Origin of the sequence: Anaerorhabdus sp., from assembly GCF_036641015.1 — a bacterium.
Taxonomy (GTDB): Bacteria; Bacillota_I; Bacilli_A; order Erysipelotrichales; family Erysipelotrichaceae; genus Anaerorhabdus.
Genome location: NZ_JAVWFO010000015.1, coordinates 16,465 through 34,531 on the forward strand (window position 1 = coordinate 16,465; position 18,067 = coordinate 34,531).

Sequence of the window (18,067 nt, forward strand, 5' to 3'; positions counted from 1 at the left end):
TATGTGAATTTATGTAAAAGAAAAAGTAAGGATTATAAACCCTTACTCGATTCCATTTGGATTATTTTGTGTGAAGTTCCAACCATCTTGGCACATTTCATCAATACCATATTGAGCACTCCAACCAAGCACTTCTTTAGCCTTCGTTGTATCCGCATAACATGTTGCAATATCACCTGCTCTACGTTCCATAATTTGGTATGGAATTTCTTTTCCACATGCTTTTGCAAATGCATCTTTAACTTGTAATACTGAGTATCCAATACCAGTACCTAAGTTAATCATTTCAACACCTTTATGTTCCATTGCATATTCTACTGCTTTAATATGTCCTAGTGCTAAATCAACAACATGAATATAATCACGTACACCAGTTCCATCAATTGTATTATAGTCATCACCCCAAACACGAAGATATTCTCTTTGTCCAGTAGCAACCTGAGCAACATAAGGCACTAAATTATTTGGAATTCCATTTGGAGTTTCTCCAAGTAATCCACTCTTATGTGCACCAATTGGATTGAAATAACGTAATAATAATACACTCCAATCAGCATCAGATGAATAAACATCTCTAAGTATTTGTTCATTGTAAAGTTTAGTTGTTCCATAAGGATTTGTTGTACTTAATGGAAAATCTTCTTTTATAGGTACTGTTGCAGGATCTCCATAAACAGTAGCACTTGAACTAAACACAACAGTCTTAACTCCCGCATCCTTCATTGCTTCATAAAGATTTACGCTCCCTGAAATATTATTTTTATAATAAGTTAGTGGAATAACACATGATTCCCCTACTGCTTTATATCCAGCAAAGTGAATTACTGCATCAATTTTATTCTCACCAAATACTTTATCAAGCCCAGCTCTATCAAGAATATCCACTTCATAAAACTTAGGTTTCTTGCCAGTAATTGTTTCGATTCTATCAAGTACAACCTTTTTAGAATTATAAAGATTATCTAGAACTACAACATCATATCCTGCATTGATCAATTCAACACACGTATGGCTTCCAATATAACCCGTTCCACCAGTAACTAAAATTGTTTTCATAATATATCCTCCTCGTTTAGTTTAACACAATCAATTTTCTTAAAAAAGATACTTTGTGTTAAAGTTGCATTAACTTTATTTTGATTAGTAAAATTACCCATGAAGCCCTTTAGCTTGTCGATCCATATCTTCTACAACGATATCATATATTTCTCCAAGCTTTGAACAATATTCTAAAACTAACCATGGTTCATTTGTATGAAAATGAATTTTAATCAATTCATCATCACCGACTGCTAATAAACAATCACCTTTGAAATTATTCATAAAGTAGTCATTTATTGAATCTTCATTTAAATCTTTTCCTTCAATTAGCAACTGTACATCATAACGAAATTCAATCATAATTAACCTCCATTATTTATTAATTATATCAATAAAAGTACATGCGCAAACATGTACTTTAGTTATTTATTCTACTTCTTTTAATTTATCACTTTTAATTTCTTGAGATGAGAACCAATAAATGATTACAAAAGTGATTGCTGCAACGATTATGGATACAATTAGAGTCCCATTAATAACTAATTCAATTCCACTTAGCATATATAATTGCACAAACGATCCTACGAGTAATCCTAGAATAGCCATATACGTTACTTGTTCATAACGATCCAGCAAGAACCTTACTCCTTTAGCTCCACCTAACAACCCAACTACTCCACCAAGTCCACAAGGAATTAGTAAAGGAATATTAAATTCAGCGATTGCAAAACCATAAACAGTTCCATAAAGACCCATAATAATTAAAATCAAAGATCCACTTATTCCTGGAATAATCATAGTAACAGTAGCTATTGCCATACCAATAAAACAAACAACAAATGATTCAAGATTTAAACTTGTATACTTAATCGCAGCTGCAGCAGACTCCTTATCAGCATTCATAAACGCGAAGTACAACATAATTACAAGCGCAATAGCAAACGCAATCCAATTAATTGGTTTAATCTCTTTTGTCTTTCCTTTTGCTTTAAAGAAAATTAAAGGTAAACTTCCAAGTACTATACCAATGAATCCAAAATAAGTTTGTGTTGGAAAGTTTATTAATAACAATGACATAATTTTACTTAAACCTACAATACCAATACCTAATCCAAGCGCTAAAGGAATTAAGAAAGGTAAATTGCGCTTAATCACTTTAAAATTTAAAGTGATTGATTCCATTAATCGATCATAAAAGTTCAAAATTACAGCGATTGTACCGCCACTAACACCAGGAATAACATTTGCAATTCCCATCAAGATTCCAAAAACTACGTATTTGATTGCTTCCATATTCTCTCCTAATTAAATATTCTGACAATATCTTGCCAGGTTGCAAAAATCATCAACCCGAACAATAATACCATACTTGCAGTCATTATTCCAAGTTCAAATTTTTTATTAAGTGGTTTACCAATAATCATTTCAACCAAAGTTAATATAATTCTACCACCATCTAATACTGGTAATGGCAATAAATTAAATATACCCACATTCAATGATAATAGTGCAATTAATAACAACAAATTACTTAAACCAAGAGATGCTTGCTGAGCTGTTACTTGATAAATACCCACAGGTCCTGATAATTGATCTAAACCATTTCCTTGCACAAGTCTTGTTAACGATTTAAATATGCTTCCTGTCATATCGACCATATAGTCAAATCCATATTTACCTGCATTAAGTAAATTTATTTTGACAACCTCGCTTGCAGGAGCTCCAATACCAACCATGTATATACCATCTTCAGTTGCTTGGCCTTTTACTTTAATATCAATTAATTGACCATCACGTTCTACTGTATATGTCATTTCATCACCATAAGACATAGTAAATGTTGATAAATCCGTAAATTCTTTTGGCTTTATTACTGTTCCATCGGCGAAAACTACTTTTTTGATTAAATCCCCAGTTTCAAAACCAGCTGAAGCAGCAGGACTATTTTCAACAATTGTATTAACAATTGGCTTTGGTGACAATGCATATTCTCCGTTTTGAATTAATATTCCACTAATAATAACCCAACAAAGTACAAAATTCATTACAACACCAGCAATCATGATAACAATACGTTTCCAATATGATATACCTTTTATTGAACGATTTTTTGGTACATTAATATCTGGATACAATTCCATATCATCTTCTTGTTCACCTGCCATTGCAACATATCCACCAATAGGAATCAAACGCAAAGTATATTTTGTTTCCTTTTTTTGGAATGAAAATATCTTTGGTCCCATCCCTAATGAAAATTCATAACAATATACACCAAATGCCTTAGCAGCAAGTAGATGCCCACATTCATGGATTACAATAATTACAGATAATACTAATATAAAATAGATTACTCCCATAAAATATCACTCCTTTAAAGTGTTCCACATTAGTTTAACACAACCATATAACTGACACAAATATTGCACAAAAGGATAAAGCAATACAAAATATGTATTCTTTATCCCCTAATTTAATTATTGTTTTTCAACAAATTTATTTCTTACAAATTCTCGCGATAAGTGATCTGTATCAATCAGTTCTTGCAGTGTTGGCTCAGCAATAAATGGAATTGTATTAATTGCCTCAATAACAAAGTCTTCAATATCTAAGAATTTGATTTTATCATCAAGAAACAATGATACTGCTTCCTCATCTGCACCATTCATGATTGCACCTAAATTACCACCTTTTTTACCAACAATATAAGCCATCTCTAACAGTGGAAAACGTTTAAAGTCTGGTTTAGTAAAGTGTAATTCTGGAAAGTTTGTAAAATCAAATGGCTTATCATTAAACATCTGCAATCGATTTGGATACGATAATGCATATTGAATTGGTATGCGCATATCAGCAGAACCAATTTGAGCTATGATTGAATGGTCTCGATATTGAACCATCGAATGAACAACACTTTCTTTATGAATTAGTACATCAATCTTATCAAATGGAATATCAAATAAGTAATGTGCTTCGATAACCTCAAATGCTTTGTTACACATTGTTGCGCTATCAATAGTAATTCTTCCACCCATTTTCCAATTTGGATGATTCAAAGCTTCTTGTTTAGTAACATTAACCAATTCTTCACGTGTTTTATCTCTAAAACTACCACCACTAGCAGTTACAATAATTTTATCTACTTCTTTCATTGAATTACCTTGTAAACATTGAAAAATTGCTGAATGTTCAGAATCAATTGGATATAGTGCAACACCATATTCTTTACACGCATTTTTAACTAATGTACCACCAGTTACTAAACTTTCTTTGTTTGCTAACGCAACCACTTTGCAATGTTTTATCGCTTCTAAAACTGGTTCTAAACCTCTAAACCCAACTATTGCACTTACAAACGTATCATAATTATTTAACTTAGCTAATTCAATTAATCCTTTATCACCAAAATGAATTGTTAGATATGGAAACTCTTTTCTTAATTCATTAGCATCGTTTTCATTTGCAACTGATATTACTTTAACTAACGGAAATTGTTTGATCAATTCACGCGCATTTTCAATGTTATATCCAACACTAAATGCGACTAATTCAAATTCATCTAAATGATGTGAAATTACATCTATAGTTTGTGTACCTATTGAGCCACTAGCTCCTAATAATACAATTTTTTTCATAGTTTACCTCAAAAATAACGTATAGAAATTTTGCATTTCCACAAATAACAAGATAGCGTGGAAAAACATCAAACAAAATAACAAACTATCAACACGGTCTAAAACTCCCCCATGTCCTGGAAAAATCGAACCAAAATCTTTTACATGATATTGACGTTTTACTGCACTAAATGATAAATCACCAATTTGCGAAATAATTGGTAGTGTTAATGATGAAAATATAATAACACTTGGCTCAAACATATTTGATAAATACAAGTTAGCAAATATATATGACGCAGCAGCACCAACTAACCAACCACCAATTGCACCCTCCCAAGTTTTTTTAGGAGATATTCGTTCAATTAGTTTATGTTTACCAAAGTAAACACCAAAGAAATAGGCTCCAATATCACACCCAAAGCATGCTAATGCAACATAGATCATTAAGAAGCCATTATAATCATAGATATGAATAATTCCCTTAACAGCAAGTGTTAGGATCATTGTCATAACAAACACATAACTTAAATCTTCAATGCTTATCTCTTTTGTAAAAATATGTATTACAAATAAGACGATTAGAAATGCAATTATTGCAGGGATATAGAAATCAATCGGAACTAGATACATAACTAATGTGCTTAAAAACAAAAACGTTACTAATCCCCAACTAATTTTACCTCCTCTTACAGCTAATATCTCATAAGAAGCAAGTGCACTAACCGCAAATACCAACAAAAGTAAAGGTATACCACCTAGTACTAAAGGGGGTATTGCTACAAGTGCAATAATCAATCCAGTAATAAATCTCTGCTTCATTTCTTAAGACCTCCGAATCGGCGATCACGTTGTTTAAAATCATCTAAGCATCGATTAAACTCTTCTGGAGTAAATTCAGGCCATGTTTCATCAACAAATATAAGTTCACTATACGCAATTTGCCACAATAAAAAATTAGATATGCGATATTCACCACTAGTTCTTATCAGGCAATCAATTGGCGGATAATCTTTCGTCATTAAGTATTGTTCAAATTCTTTTTCATCAATATCTAATGTTTGTTTACCAGCCTGTACATCCTTAGCAAACTCTTTTGCAGCAAGTAAAATTTCTCTTTGTGATCCATAATTCATCGCAAAGCATAAAATCATACCTGTGTTATTTTTTGTATCCTCTATCGCTTTTTGAAACAATTTAGCTGTTTCTTTAGGAATTCCTTCCATTTGTCCAATCATTTGGATACGTATATTTTTTTCCATTAGTTCTTTCAAAAATTTTTGAAAGAAAACTGCAGGCAATTTCATCAAATAATTCACTTCTTCTTCAGGTCTTTTCCAATTTTCAGTAGAAAAAGCAAACAACGTTAAAACTTCAATTCCGTCATCGTTTGCTGCAATTGCAATATTTCTAACATTCTCTGATCCTTGATAATGTCCTTGGGTACGCATTTTATTTTGACGCTTTGCCCATCTTCCATTGCCATCCATAATGATCGCAACATGTTTTATTTTATCCATAACATCACCTTACTCATGAAAATATTTTACCATAATTTATATATGAATGATAGTTCTTGGCTTATCAAATTCAAAACAAAGAATCTATACGACTCACTTTACTCTTTGTCTAAATTTCTAATCTCTTGCTAATATCATATAATTCATTAATCAAATTGTTATTTTAAATCGATATAATAAAAGAATAGTTCTTTCGAACTATCCTTAGATTGTCATTACTTCTTTTTCTTTAGCTGCAGCAACTTCATCAATTTTTTTAATTGCTTCATCAGTCGCTTTTTGCACTTTATCTAAACAATCTTTTTCAAGATCTTCAGTTAATGTATCGTCTTTTTTAGCTGCTTCATTTGCATCACGTCTAACATTTCTTACTTGAACTTTAGCTTCCTCAGCAAATTTAGACACTTTTTTACACATTTCTTTTCTTGTTTCTTCTGTTAATGTAGGTACAGTTAAACGAATAACAGTTCCATCATTTTGAGGTGCAATTCCTAAATCAGCTTCATTACAAGCTTTTTCAATATTTTTTAAACTAGAAGAATCATAAGGTTTAATAACAAGTGTTCTTCCCTCAACTACTGAAATACTTGCAATTTGATTAACTGGAGTTGGTGATCCATAATAATCAACTTCTACATGATCAAGCATTGTTGTATTAGCACGACCTGTACGAATTGATGTTAAACTTTCAGCAAAGTGAGCAATCACTTTATCCATTTTTTCTTTTGCTACATCTAGAACTAAATAAGCCATCTATTTTATCTCCTTCTTAATAACTGTTCCTATTTTTTCTTGCATTACTGCTTTTCTAATATTACCACGTTCATTCATGTTAAAGACTACTAAATCGACATGATTATCCATACACATACTTGTCGCAGTTGTATCCATAACTTGTAATTCTTTTTGAATTAAATCCATATATGTTAATTGTTCAAATTTAACTGCAGTTTTGTCTTTCTTTGGATCAGCACTGTAAACGCCATCAACTCCATTTTTAGCCATTAATATTACATCAGCTTTAATTTCAGATGCACGTAACGCTGCAGTTGTATCAGTTGAAAAATATGGATTTCCTGTTCCTCCACCGAATATCACTACACGCCCTTTTTCTAAGTGTCTTAATGCACGTCTAACAATAAATGGTTCAGCAACCTTATTCATTTCAATTGCTGTTTGTACACGTGTTGGTACCCCTGCTTGTTCAAGTGCTCCTTGAACTGCTAGCGCGTTGATTACAGTCGCTAACATTCCCATGTAATCACCTTGAACTCTATCTATTCCAATACTTTCAGCTGTTTTGCCGCGAATAAAGTTACCTCCACCAACAACAATAGCTAAATCGACTCCTTTTTCATGTATTTCTTTAATTTCTTCAGCAAGATTCTTTAAAATCTCTGGGTCAAAGTTATTACCATTTGCTGATAATGCTTCTCCACTTAACTTCAATAATACTCTACGATACATTGAAATAACCGCCTCTCTTTCGCAAAGAAAAGGTTTCACTCATCGATTATTATGATCAAGTAATACCTTAATTTCCGTTGTCATTATATCGTACTTTTAATCTCCATGCAATAAGTCAAAGGACTAACAGTGACATTTTTCCCATAAGAAAAGAATCCCACTTAAACAAAATGGGATTCTCATATTATTTTAACGCAATACCTAATTCTTTTAATTGTTTTTCATCAACAGTGTTTGGAGCTTCACTCATTAGGTCAGAAGCACTAGCTGTTTTAGGAAAAGCAACAACATCTCGAATATTGTCAGTACCAGATAGAATCATAATTAAACGTTCTAATCCAATTCCTACCCCTCCATGAGGAGGTGTTCCATATTTGAATGCCTCTAAGAACCAACCAAACTTATCTTTAGCTTCCTCTAGTGACATCCCAATAGCTTCAAATACTTTAGCTTGTACCTTTTGATCATGAATACGAATTGAACCACTTAATAATTCATATCCATTTAACACAAGGTCATATGCACGTGAATAACAGTTTTCTTGATTATTCATAAGTTTATCTACATCTTCTAAATTTGGTGATGTAAACGGATGATGAGCTGCTACCCATCTATCTTCTTCCTCAGAATATTCAAACATTGGGAAATTAGTAATCCATAAGAAATTATATTTAGTTTCATCAATCAATGCTAAATCATGTCCAAGTTTAGTACGTACAGCACCTAAAGCAGTTTGAGCAACTTTCTTTTTATCAGCGACAAATAATAACATATCATTTTCAGCTAAATCAAACTTATCAATTAATTGTTGTTTTTCTTCATCACTTAGGACTTTAGCAATTGAACCAGATAATTCATTATTACTATATTTTAAGTATGATAGTGCTTTAGCACCATATACCTTAGCAAAATCTTGTAATTTGTCTAAATCTTTACGAGAGAATTTATCACCCATATTTTTCAAACAAATTGCATTGATTATGCCTTTAGAATCTAAAATGTTTTTAAAGATTTCAAATGAAGTATTCGCAAATACACTTGAAACATCATTTAATTCTAAACCAAAACGAGTATCTGGTTTATCACTTCCATAACGACTCATTGCATCAACATAAGGTAAACGGTCAAATGAAGTTAATTCAATGTTTTTAACTTTCTTAAATACTTCTTTCATTAGTGATTCAACAACTTGCCAAACATCCTCTTCATCCACAAAACTCATTTCAATATCTATTTGTGTAAATTCAGGTTGACGATCTGCCCTCAAGTCTTCATCACGGAAGCAACGTGCAATTTGGAAATATTTTTCGATTCCACCCACCATTAATAATTGTTTATATAATTGAGGAGATTGTGGTAATGCATAGAATTTACCATTACTAATTCTACTTGGAACTAAATAGTCACGTGCTCCCTCTGGTGTACTCTTGCAAAGAATTGGTGTTTCTACTTCGATAAAGCCTAAATTTGATAAGAAGTTTCGAGCAATTAAACAAACATCATGACGAAGCATTAAATTATTTTTAATTGGTGTTCTACGTAAATCAAGATAACGATATTTTAAACGAGTATCTTCTAATGCATCGGTTTCATCGGCAACAATGATTGGTGTTGTCTCAGCTGTATTTACAATATTTACTGTTTCTACTTTAATTTCAATTTCTCCAGTAGAAAGTTTAGGATTCTTATCTTTTCTTTCAGATACAAGTCCTTCAACTTGTAATATATATTCATTACGTACGTCTTTTACTGATTCTTCCATTGTTTCATCAAAAACAAGTTGGACAATGCCTGAACGGTCACGCAAATCAATAAAAACAAGCGATCCCAGATTTCTACGTTTTGCCACCCAGCCAACTAAAGTAACTTTCTCACCAACATTACTTAATCTTAATTCACCATTTTGATGTGTTCTTTTCATCTTATTCTCCTTCGCATTCATGACAATGACATTCATGTTCTTCATTTAAGAAATGATCTAATGTATCTATAATTTCATCAAATGTAATCGTAACTTGTGTTTGTGATTCGATGTGTTTTAAATTAACTTGTTTATTCTTAACTTCATCTTCACCAACAATAATGCATACTTTTGCTTGTTTTCTATCTACTGATTTAAATTGACTCTTCATTGATCTATCTTGAATATTAAAGTCAGTTATAAAACCAGCAGAACGACAAATTGTTGCGATTTGTAGTGGTACTATCCCTACATTACCTAAACTCATTACATATACATCTAATGTAGCCTCTTCTTCAAAAAATTCACAATTTTCAGCTTGAGCCATTAATAATAAACGTTCAAGTCCTATCGCAAATCCAACTCCTGACATTTCTGGTCCGCCAAAGTAATTAACCAAACCATCATAACGTCCACCAGCAAATATCGTAGATTGACTTCCAGCTTCTTCATGAGTAGAAACAACTTCAAATACAGTATGTGTATAATAATCTAATCCACGTACTAAACGTTGATCTACTTCAAAAGGAATATCTAGAGCTTCTAAACCTTCACATACCGCTTTAAAGTATGCTTTCGATTCCTCTGTTAAGTAATCTTCAAGTAAAGGTACATCCTTCATTGATGGATGATCTTTATCAATTTTACAATCTAATAAACGAAGTGGATTTTGATCATAACGACGTTTACAATCACCACATAACTCTTCTACATGATCTTTAAAATGAGCTCTTAGTGCTTCCTTATAAGCATTGCGGCTTTCATCATCACCTAAAGTATTAATTAATACTTTGATTGATTGAAGGCCTATTGTCTTAACTAAAGAATATCCTAATGCAATAGTCTCTACATCAGCTAATGGACTCTTAACACCAACATTTTCAACACCAAATTGATTAAATTGACGTTGTCTGCCTTTTTGTGGGCGTTCATGTCTAAACATCGGTCCAATATAGTATAATTTTGCAGGCATTTCCATACTTCCATACATTTTATTTTGTACAAAACTACGAATTACCCCTGCTGTACCTTCTGGTCTTAATGTAAGTGAATCACTACTCATTTGAAATGTATACATTTCTTTGTTAACCATGTCTGAGCTATCATTTTCGCGCTTAAAAACGGAAGTATCTTCAAACATTGGTGTACGAATTTCTGAGTAATCATATACCGTGCATATGTTTCGAATTAGATCTTCAATTTGCTGCCATTTGCTTACCTCTGTTGGTAAGATATCGTATGTACCTCTAGGTGTTTGATAAGCCATAATTTACTCCTCCTTCTAAAGAATATAAAAAGCGCCCTAATCTAAGGACGCTTGATTACGTGGTACCACCTTAGTTCATGTTTCCATGCACTTAATTCCTTAACGCGGAATACGATATTTCCTACTTTATTCAGAAATACTTCTCAAAAGTGTCAATTATTTAATCATCTATAGAAACTCTCACCAAACGTTTCTTCTCTTCAATAGTACTTTTAAATAACCTCTTTATCTTAGAATTTATATTACTATATCATGTCTATATTTTTGAAACAAGTCTTATTTAACTGTGCATTCAATTCCAAGATTCTTATATGTGTCTGTAATCTTAGCAATATCGAATTTACCATCAGTTTTCATATCATCTGTAAATCCAAATGCAAGTAATGTAGCATCATCAAACTTAGCAATATCATAAGTTACATTGATTGTAGCCTCTGTTTCAGTTACTGAATATTCATAAGTTGCTCCTTCGATTGTAGCCATTTGTTCTTTTGATTGTTCTAGAGCAGTTTTTAATGCATCAATATTTTCTTTTTGATCTTCTGGAATTGCAATAACTGTCTTTTGTTCAAGATTTGTTAATGTTCCATCAGTAAATATAAAATTAGAATCCATTGATGATCCTTCAAGTGCTTGATTACAAGCTAAAGTTTGTTTCTTTGCTCCACCTGCTGAACATCCTGCAAGTAAAAGTGCAACTGTTACAATTGCGATTAATTTTTTCATAAATTTCTCTCCTATAATATTTGTCTTTCTACAGTTATTACACTATTCACCTTTTTAAGGTTTGCAATGACGTTCTGTAAATGTTCAATATCATCTACTAGTATATTCATTTTTGTTGTTGCGGTCAAATCTTCGCTGTTAACAACTGAATTAATTCCCATTAAATTTGCTTTACATTGTGAAACTACTGTTACTATATCAGTAATCAAGAAATTACGGTCATGCGACAGCATTGTTAGATTTGCTTCATATTGTTGTTTAGAAATTGTCTCATCCCATTCAACATTAATTAAACGACTCTTAGTACCTTGGATGTTTGGACAATCTTTACGATGAACTTTAACTCCTTGTCCCTTTGTAATATAGCCAATAATCTCATCACCATATACCGGATTACAGCATCCCGCTAAAGACATCATCATCGAATCAACACCCGATACTTTAATACCTGTTTTAGAAGTTGATTTTTTTGAAGTATGTTCACGATTTAAAATTCTTGATAATGCATTAGTTTCAAGAACCCCACGTTTCTGATTTGTTAGCTTTTCAACTACGCTTTGTGGAGATATTGACTTAACTGCTACCGCATACATGAAGTCAATATAACTACTTACTTGGAATTGTTGGAAAATAGCTTCAATCTTTTTCTTTTCCATGTATTCTTTTTCATCAAAACCACGTTTACGTAACTCATCACGTATTATTCCTTCACCAGCTTCAACCTTTTCTTGGCGTCTTTCAACTTCTTTACGCATTAAGTATGCTTTAATCTTACTCTTCGCTTGACTTGTTTTGACTACTTTTAACCAGTCTTCACTTGGTCCAGGGAATTGCTTAGAAGTACGAATTTGAACTACATCTCCTGTTTTTAATACTGTATTTAAAGGAACTAGTGTTTCATTTACAATTGCCCCAACACATGCATGTCCTACTTCAGTATGAACTCGATATGCAAAGTCAATTGGAGTAGATCCATTTGGTAAATCGATAACTCTTCCATTTGGTGTCATAACATATACATTAGCTTCAAATACGTCTTTTTGAAGACGATCCATGTATTCAACAGGGTTATCATCATCTTCCTCACCTGTTAAGTTTGCAAAATCTTTAAACCAAGTTAATTTTGATTCAATTTCTTTTTGCTCACGACGAGAATCATAACGAGTTCCTTCTTTATAACGCCAATGTGCCGCAACCCCTTGTTCAGCTATAGAATCCATCTTTTCTGTTCTAATTTGAACTTCAAATATTCTTCCATCTTCACCAACAATAGTAGTATGTAGTGACTGATACATGTTCATCTTTGGCATTGCGATATAATCTTTAAGTCTTCCGGGTATTGGACGATATGTCGCATGGATATGCCCTAAAATCTCATAACAATTCAATTCTGATTTTGTTACTATTCGTATAGCCAATAAATCAAGTATTTCTTCAAAACGTTTATTTTTAGTTTTCATTTTTTTGTAAATACTATAAAGATGTTTACTACGACCAAATATCCTAAACTCAATACTATTTTCAGTTAATAACTCAGATATATCGGTAATCATATGTTTAACTTGTTCATCACGTTCGGCTTTTTTAGCTTCAACAAGATGAGCAATTTGATAATACATGTCACGATCTAAATAAAAGAAACTTAAATCTTCTAATTCATTTTTTATCTCACTAATACCTAATCGATGAGCAATTGGTGCATATACTTCAAGTGTTTCAGCTGCAATACGTTTTTGCTTCACTTCTGGCATATATTGAAGTGTTCGCATATTATGCAAACGGTCAACTAATTTAATAAGTATTACGCGTATATCTCGTGCCATCGCAATAAATATCTTGCGATGATTTGCCGCTAAGTACTCTTTCTCATCTTTGAATTGAATATTACCAATCTTAGTAACACTTTCAACAAGACCAGTAACTTCTTCATCAAATTCTTTAACTAATTCTTCTCGAGGAACATCACAATCTTCCAACACATCATGTAAAAGACCAGCAGCAATTGTTCTTGGACCCACATGTAACATAGCTAAAATATAGCCTACATTAATAGCATGAATAATATATGGTTCACCACTTTTACGAAATTGTCCTTCATGTTTTTCAGTAGCATAATCAATTGATTTTTCAATTATCTTTAAACTATCTTCATTATGAATATATTCTTTTGCCGCATCTAAAATATCATCTTTTGTTACAATTTTTTTAGTTAGTGTTGTCATATCTGTTCCTCCTTTCTTTTGAAAAAAACCGAAGATTCCTCTTCGATTATTTATTCATAAGACATAACCGTAAAGACATTATAATTATCTAATGCCTTACGACCATTTAAACCTAATAGTTCGATTAAGAACGCACATCCTACAACTTCTCCACCCATTTCTTCAACAAGTTTAACTGTTGCTTCTACTGTTCCTCCTGTAGCAAGTAAATCATCTACAATAAGAACTTTTTGTCCTTTTTTGATAGAATCAGCATGCATATGAAGTTCATTTGAACCGTATTCTAGGTCATACTTATAACTAATCGTTTTACGAGGAAGTTTACCAGGTTTTCTTACTGGTACAAATCCAATTTTCATATTCACTGCAACAGGGCATCCAAAAATAAACCCTCTTGATTCAGGTCCTACAATAATTTCAGCTCCACATTTCTCTGCAAACTCTTGAATAAGACGTGTTGCTTCAAAAAAAGCTTCACCATCATTCATTAATGGTGTGATGTCTCTAAATAAAACTCCCTCAATTGGAAAGTTTGGAATCTCTGCAATATATTTTTTAAAATCCATTAATTTATGCCTCCTAATTAATGACATAATTATACATCATTCTCTTGTTTTAATCTATGCTTTTAACATTTAAGGAACACTTTTTACGTCCTAAAAAAGCATTAATAGTACACTCTCCATAAACTGTATGGATACTATTTACATCTACATTAGTATCAACATCAAACCAAATTGCTTCAATATTGTTTTCAAACTGAAGTTTTAAAAACTTTTGCTTAATCCATTGTAGATTTTTAACTTTTAAATCACTGATTGCAAACGTTACATCTTTAAATCCTTGCCCAAATGGCGCAAGACTCAAATATTCTTGGATTGCTGTTAACTCAATTTCATCTGCTAGCAAAACACATGTTGATTCAACTGCCTCAGTTTGAACTTCAATGCTATTGTATTTAAGGATGATTCTTTTCTTAAATTCATCAAAATCATCTTTTTTAACTGAACACCCTATCGCCCCACTATGTCCCCCAAAAGAAGTAAACATATCTTCAAATCCCTCAGCAAAAAAACTATATAAGTCAAATCCTTGTACACTACGACCACTACCTTTATAAACTTCATCATTCTCACTAAATACTAATGTAGGTTTATTATATTTGCTCGCTATTTTACCTGCCAATAAACCTACTAAACCCTCATGAAAACGCTCATCAGTAACAATAATAAAGTCATCATCCAAGTTTTTCTTTTCCGCCAAAACACTCATTTGCAATGTCATTTGTTTTCTTTGATCATTCAACTCATTCATTTGCTTAGCAAATGAATGAATTTCAGCTGGATTATTAGTCAAAAAGAATTTCACAACATTATTTGGATTTGCTAATTCTTGCAATCTTCCCACAGCATTTAATTTAGGAACAACTTGATAAGCAATATCCTTTTCAGTAACTTCATTTTGGGTATCCAATAATGCATCTAAATGAGGTATTTGATGTTGATTAATAATTTGAAGCCCTAATCGAACAATTGTACGATTTTCACCCCAAAGTTCCATGATATCGCCCATTGTCGCAACACAAGCTAACGCAATATGTCTCGGTGTGTATCCTAATAGTTTATTACTTAACTGCAATGTAACCCCAGCACCACACATTCCCTTGAAAGGATCACCAAAGAAATCCGGATGTAAAATATAAGTACAATCTGGTGTTTGTTCAATTTCATGATGATCTAATATAATAACTTCAATACCGAGATTTTTGGCCAATGACAATGCATCAAATGCTTTAACTCCATTATCAACTGTAATAATTAATTTGTATCCTTTATCAAAGGCTTGTTGAACTATTGTCGGGTGTAAACCATAACCCTCTTTAAATCTATTTGGAATGTAATATCCATTTTCAATTCCTAAAGTATTTAAAGTGTCAACCAATATTGATGTAGCACATATACCATCAGCATCATAATCACCACCCACAAATATTTTTTCATTATTCGCTTTTGCCTTGATTATTCTATCTGAAACTTCACTTAATTGCTTTGATGGATTCACAGTTAATTCCTTTTGATGATTTAATAACTCATCAATTTGTTTCTCACTACAATTACGAAAAGCCAATACTTTGCTTACTAACGTACTGGTTTTATTATTCTCTTGAATTGTTTTATAATCAACTTCTATTTTTTTATATTTCATCATTTTTTACCAATTCTTTAAATACATCGCCACGTTCTTCAAAATTTTTGAAATAACCATAACTCGCTGCAGCTGGTGACAATAAGCATGTTTTACCATGTGCTGTAATCTTTTTAGCTAATTTTACAGCATCATTTAGATTATCCACATAAACTGCTTCCTTATTTGTTTTTTGCTTCCAAAGTTCATACATACGCATTCCTGAAGCATACATAAATATTACATGAGGTAAATCTTTCTCAACTAAAAATTCTATTAATTCATTATAATCAATCCCACGATCAAGTCCACCAATCAAAACTGTATCAACATCTTGTAATGATGTAATAGCTTGAATAGTTGATTGACAAATTGTAGAAATCGAATCATCAACATAACGAATATCGTTATATACTCCTACATTTTCTAAACGATGATGCAATGTAGTAAATGATTCAATTGCATTTATAAATTCTTCGTCGCTTACATTAAAGAAATGTGACGCAATAAAATAATCAATAGCCATGTTATAAAAATTATGATGCCCAATTAAATTAATTTTAGTCTCATCAACAATTAATTGATTATAAGGATTAACCAATGTATTACCAACTGCATAGATATCACCTTCATTATTCATCGAAGCAGTAAATGCATTTTTAGATTTAAGTAATTGTTCCTTACAATTAGAATTTATAATTGCAATATCATTATTCATTTGATTTACAAAGACATTCTCCTTAGCAAGACAATATTTATCAAAAGTACCATAATGATCAAGATGCTCTTCAAATAAGTTTAATAAAACTCCAATATGTGGAGAATCCTTTGCATATTCTAATTGATGACAAGATATTTCAAAAACCACAATAGAATCATCTTTTAGTTCCTTTAATATATCAAAACAAGGAACACCAATATTACCAACTAAAAATACCGATGGATATACAGAATTCAATACATGATATAAAAGTGAACTAGTTGTACTTTTACCTTTAGTTCCAGTAATTCCAATTGTTTGTTTCTTAAAATATTTTAAAAATAATTGTGATTGACTACTAAGTATATTCATTGGAAATTTTTCATCATTAATCACTATTCCTGGACTCTTCATAACAATATCAAAAACATTAAAATCTGTATTTTTTGTAAGTTTAGTTTCACAGTTCTTATCATCTAAACTAATTTCTTTGTCGTCAATTATCGTAATTTTTTGATTTGGTAATACATTCCTTATAAAATTAAGTGTTGATTTACCTTCTAATCCAAATCCCCACAATGCAATTTTTTTATTCTCAAATTCTTGAATTAATGCTTGCATCATTGAAATGCTTCCTCTACCTTCTCTTTAACCAATTTTAGTAAATGCGATGGAATTTGATGTTCATTATTCCATTCATTCTTAACTGCGTTTATATTTACCATCGGAACTTCTATTACTTGATCTAAATACATCATGTAAAGACATCCTAAAGGTTTTCTATTTTCTTTCCTTCTTCTAATACCCAGTGCTAAAGCCACTTGTACTTCTTCTCTTGTACCTACACATTCAAATGGTTTATTATCACTTAATCCACATAACTCCATAAGTATCGGATATAAATCAGCATTATTAAGTAAATCTTCTCCAAATATCGAAATACAGTCTTCATCATCTAAATAAGCAGCCATAAGAATATACACAAACAAACATTTAGCACAGTGATTGCACCATATTTCTTGTTTACTTCCTACATTACAGCTCTTAAATACTAAATGATAATCTTTACACATTGAAAATATCTTAGCAATTTGAAGTTCAGATAATGGACGTAACAAACTAAAATATTCAATTTCGGGAACTAAATATTTTTGGCTATACTCGTTAAAATCTTTCTCAAATTCATAACTCTTTGAATATTGATGATTAACAGTATCATTCAATACCGTTGATTCATTTGCGCTAGCTTCATTTGACAAACATATGTAACGTTTTTGGTTTAACACTGCCGCTAATGTAGAAGCAAAAGCAACCATTGCTGAAAAAGGAGTGTGACCATTTAAGTATCCTTTTTTGTTCAGTTCTA

The 18,067-nt window shown here is 31.7% G+C and carries 17 protein-coding genes and 1 other annotated feature; all 17 genes read right to left on the minus strand.

Going from position 1 to position 18,067, the window contains the following annotated elements:
- Positions 1–42: 42 nt before the first annotated feature.
- Positions 43–1,056 (minus strand): UDP-glucose 4-epimerase GalE, encoded by a 1,014-nt coding sequence (gene galE, locus RR430_RS03695; protein WP_332487037.1) that lies wholly within the window; start codon positions 1,054–1,056, stop codon positions 43–45.
- A 93-nt stretch (positions 1,057–1,149) separates the two neighbouring features.
- The gene (locus RR430_RS03700; RefSeq protein ID WP_332487035.1) at positions 1,150–1,401 is read right to left on the minus strand and encodes a kinase to dihydroxyacetone kinase; all 252 of its coding nucleotides are present in this window, start codon (positions 1,399–1,401) and stop codon (positions 1,150–1,152) included.
- Positions 1,402–1,467: 66 nt separating this feature from the next.
- Positions 1,468–2,334, minus strand: coding sequence for a DUF368 domain-containing protein (locus RR430_RS03705; RefSeq protein WP_332487034.1), 867 nt, complete (start codon positions 2,332–2,334; stop codon positions 1,468–1,470).
- Positions 2,335–2,342: 8 nt separating this feature from the next.
- A complete protein-coding gene (gene rseP, locus RR430_RS03710) occupies positions 2,343–3,401 on the minus strand; it encodes an RIP metalloprotease RseP (protein ID WP_332487032.1) in 1,059 nt (352 codons plus the stop codon).
- A gap of 117 nt (positions 3,402–3,518) precedes the next feature.
- The gene (locus tag RR430_RS03715) at positions 3,519–4,676 is read right to left on the minus strand and encodes a 1-deoxy-D-xylulose-5-phosphate reductoisomerase (protein WP_332487031.1); all 1,158 of its coding nucleotides are present in this window, start codon (positions 4,674–4,676) and stop codon (positions 3,519–3,521) included.
- Between the two features lie 3 nt (positions 4,677–4,679).
- Positions 4,680–5,477, minus strand: coding sequence for a phosphatidate cytidylyltransferase (locus tag RR430_RS03720; RefSeq protein ID WP_332487029.1), 798 nt, complete (start codon positions 5,475–5,477; stop codon positions 4,680–4,682).
- Complete coding sequence (locus RR430_RS03725) at positions 5,474–6,175, minus strand: isoprenyl transferase (RefSeq protein ID WP_332487028.1); 702 nt, start codon at positions 6,173–6,175, stop codon at positions 5,474–5,476. Before RR430_RS03725 ends, RR430_RS03720 begins: the two co-directional genes overlap by 4 nt.
- Positions 6,176–6,379: 204 nt before the next feature.
- Positions 6,380–6,928, minus strand: a complete 549-nt coding sequence (frr, locus tag RR430_RS03730) for a ribosome recycling factor (RefSeq protein WP_332487027.1) — start codon at positions 6,926–6,928, stop codon at positions 6,380–6,382.
- On the minus strand, positions 6,929–7,642 hold the full coding sequence (gene pyrH, locus RR430_RS03735; protein WP_332487026.1) for a UMP kinase: 714 nt from the start codon (positions 7,640–7,642) through the stop codon (positions 6,929–6,931).
- A gap of 184 nt (positions 7,643–7,826) precedes the next feature.
- Positions 7,827–9,563: an aspartate--tRNA ligase gene (gene aspS / locus RR430_RS03740; RefSeq protein ID WP_332487025.1), complete on the minus strand. Its 1,737-nt coding sequence runs from the start codon at positions 9,561–9,563 to the stop codon at positions 7,827–7,829.
- 1 nt (position 9,564) lies between these two features.
- Complete coding sequence (hisS, locus tag RR430_RS03745) at positions 9,565–10,869, minus strand: histidine--tRNA ligase (RefSeq protein ID WP_332487024.1); 1,305 nt, start codon at positions 10,867–10,869, stop codon at positions 9,565–9,567.
- 40 nt (positions 10,870–10,909) lie between these two features.
- Positions 10,910–11,110, minus strand: a binding site (T-box leader).
- Between the two features lie 35 nt (positions 11,111–11,145).
- Entirely contained in the window at positions 11,146–11,595 is a 450-nt protein-coding gene (locus RR430_RS03750) for a hypothetical protein (RefSeq protein ID WP_332487023.1), read from the minus strand.
- Between the two features lie 11 nt (positions 11,596–11,606).
- Positions 11,607–13,817, minus strand: a complete 2,211-nt coding sequence (locus RR430_RS03755; protein ID WP_332487021.1) for a RelA/SpoT family protein — start codon at positions 13,815–13,817, stop codon at positions 11,607–11,609.
- Positions 13,818–13,867: 50 nt separating this feature from the next.
- Positions 13,868–14,383, minus strand: a complete 516-nt coding sequence (locus RR430_RS03760) for an adenine phosphoribosyltransferase (RefSeq protein WP_332487019.1) — start codon at positions 14,381–14,383, stop codon at positions 13,868–13,870.
- A 49-nt stretch (positions 14,384–14,432) separates the two neighbouring features.
- On the minus strand, positions 14,433–16,022 hold the full coding sequence (gene recJ, locus RR430_RS03765; protein ID WP_332487017.1) for a single-stranded-DNA-specific exonuclease RecJ: 1,590 nt from the start codon (positions 16,020–16,022) through the stop codon (positions 14,433–14,435).
- On the minus strand, positions 16,012–17,325 hold the full coding sequence (gene murD / locus RR430_RS03770) for a UDP-N-acetylmuramoyl-L-alanine--D-glutamate ligase (protein WP_332487015.1): 1,314 nt from the start codon (positions 17,323–17,325) through the stop codon (positions 16,012–16,014). The genes recJ and murD overlap by 11 nt, the downstream gene beginning before the upstream one ends.
- The coding region (locus RR430_RS03775) for a hypothetical protein (protein ID WP_332508669.1) at positions 17,322–18,067 on the minus strand (746 nt) is incomplete at its 5' end. The genes RR430_RS03775 and murD, both read right to left, overlap by 4 nt.

What these genes read in the sequence shown, in the direction of transcription:
- RR430_RS03720 (WP_332487029.1), bottom strand. Translation starts at nt 5,477, where the DNA reads ATGAAGCAGAGATTTATTACTGGATTGATTATTGCACTTGTAGCAATA.
- pyrH (WP_332487026.1), bottom strand. Translation starts at nt 7,642, where the DNA reads ATGTATCGTAGAGTATTATTGAAGTTAAGTGGAGAAGCATTATCAGCA.
- hisS (WP_332487024.1), bottom strand. Translation starts at nt 10,869, where the DNA reads ATGGCTTATCAAACACCTAGAGGTACATACGATATCTTACCAACAGAG.
- RR430_RS03700 (WP_332487035.1), bottom strand. Translation starts at nt 1,401, where the DNA reads ATGATTGAATTTCGTTATGATGTACAGTTGCTAATTGAAGGAAAAGAT.
- rseP (WP_332487032.1), bottom strand. Translation starts at nt 3,401, where the DNA reads ATGGGAGTAATCTATTTTATATTAGTATTATCTGTAATTATTGTAATC.
- frr (WP_332487027.1), bottom strand. Translation starts at nt 6,928, where the DNA reads ATGGCTTATTTAGTTCTAGATGTAGCAAAAGAAAAAATGGATAAAGTG.
- recJ (WP_332487017.1), bottom strand. Translation starts at nt 16,022, where the DNA reads ATGAAATATAAAAAAATAGAAGTTGATTATAAAACAATTCAAGAGAAT.
- murD (WP_332487015.1), bottom strand. Translation starts at nt 17,325, where the DNA reads ATGATGCAAGCATTAATTCAAGAATTTGAGAATAAAAAAATTGCATTG.
- aspS (WP_332487025.1), bottom strand. Translation starts at nt 9,563, where the DNA reads ATGAAAAGAACACATCAAAATGGTGAATTAAGATTAAGTAATGTTGGT.
- RR430_RS03725 (WP_332487028.1), bottom strand. Translation starts at nt 6,175, where the DNA reads ATGGATAAAATAAAACATGTTGCGATCATTATGGATGGCAATGGAAGA.
- galE (WP_332487037.1), bottom strand. Translation starts at nt 1,056, where the DNA reads ATGAAAACAATTTTAGTTACTGGTGGAACGGGTTATATTGGAAGCCAT.
- RR430_RS03705 (WP_332487034.1), bottom strand. Translation starts at nt 2,334, where the DNA reads ATGGAAGCAATCAAATACGTAGTTTTTGGAATCTTGATGGGAATTGCA.
- RR430_RS03715 (WP_332487031.1), bottom strand. Translation starts at nt 4,676, where the DNA reads ATGAAAAAAATTGTATTATTAGGAGCTAGTGGCTCAATAGGTACACAA.
- RR430_RS03755 (WP_332487021.1), bottom strand. Translation starts at nt 13,817, where the DNA reads ATGACAACACTAACTAAAAAAATTGTAACAAAAGATGATATTTTAGAT.
- RR430_RS03760 (WP_332487019.1), bottom strand. Translation starts at nt 14,383, where the DNA reads ATGGATTTTAAAAAATATATTGCAGAGATTCCAAACTTTCCAATTGAG.
- RR430_RS03750 (WP_332487023.1), bottom strand. Translation starts at nt 11,595, where the DNA reads ATGAAAAAATTAATCGCAATTGTAACAGTTGCACTTTTACTTGCAGGA.